Raw genomic sequence first — 1,040 nt, 5'->3', positions numbered from 1 at the left:
CCCGAAGGGAAGTGCGCGATGCCAGTCCACGAGCGCACCGGGCGGAGCACCGACTCCCGCCACCCGGAATCCCCTGCCTCGGCGGCCTCCCGCCACAAGGCCACCGACCCCGAAACCGAAGGAGGCTTCGGCGCCTCACAGGCGGGACGGTTACTCGCCGCCCTGCGGATCACGACCGGCCTGATCTTCCTGTGGGCCTTCCTCGACAAGATGTTCGCCCTCGGTTGGTCCACCCCCTCCGGACGGGGCTGGATCGAGGGCGGCTCCCCGACCGCCGGATTCCTCGGATCGGTCTCGGCCGGGCCCTTCGCCCCGGTCTTCAACTCCTGGGCCGGCGCCACCTGGACCGACTGGCTCTTCATGGCGGGGCTGCTCGGTCTCGGTCTCGCCCTGGTCCTCGGGGTGGCGCTGTGGCCCATCGCGATCGCCGGTGCGCTGATGCTGGGCTTCATGTGGGCGGCGGTCTGGCCGCCGGCCCGGATCCTGGGCGACGGCTCGCCCAGCGGCTCCACCAACCCGTTGGTCGACTACCACGTCGTCTACGCGGCGGTGTTGTTCGTCCTGGCCTCCACCCGGGCCGGTGACACCTGGGGCCTGGGGCGGGTGTGGGCCCGCGTCGCCCCGGTCGATCGGTATCCCTGGATCCGCTGACCGACGCCGGATCCGGAGACCCCCACCACCACTCGATCGGCCGGCACCGTCAGCCGGTGGGGAACGGGTGCGCCCCCGTAACCCGGGCCCGGGGCACCCCGGCGGCGGGGCCGGAACCCTTCCCGGCCCCGCCGCCGGGGAACGGGGACCATCGGTACCGAACGGGGACCCATGGGCCCACCCCTGACACCCTGTCGGCCCCTGCCGGGACCGGCGGGCCCGCGGGACAGTGGAGTCACCGGCAGACGCCGGGAACCACACTCCCGAAGGGAAGTGCGCGATGGCAGTCCAGGAGCGCACCGGGCGGAGCACCAAGCCCCGCCGCCCGGAGTCCCCTGCCTCGGCGGCCTCCCGCCACAAGGCCACCGACCCCGAAACCGAAGGAGGCT

General features: G+C 73.6%; 1 protein-coding gene. It reads left to right on the top strand.

The genetic code is table 11. From position 1 onward, the window contains the following. Positions 1–651: hypothetical protein (locus FOE67_RS26745; RefSeq protein ID WP_438874323.1), on the top strand; the 651-nt coding region annotated here is incomplete at its 5' end. Positions 652–1,040: the final 389 nt, after the last annotated feature.

Source organism: Streptomyces calidiresistens (assembly GCF_014141525.1).
Lineage (GTDB): Bacteria > Actinomycetota > Actinomycetes > Streptomycetales > Streptomycetaceae > Streptomyces > Streptomyces calidiresistens.
The sequence above is the reverse complement of the archived record's forward strand: the minus strand, read 5'-3'. Positions and strand labels throughout refer to the sequence as shown.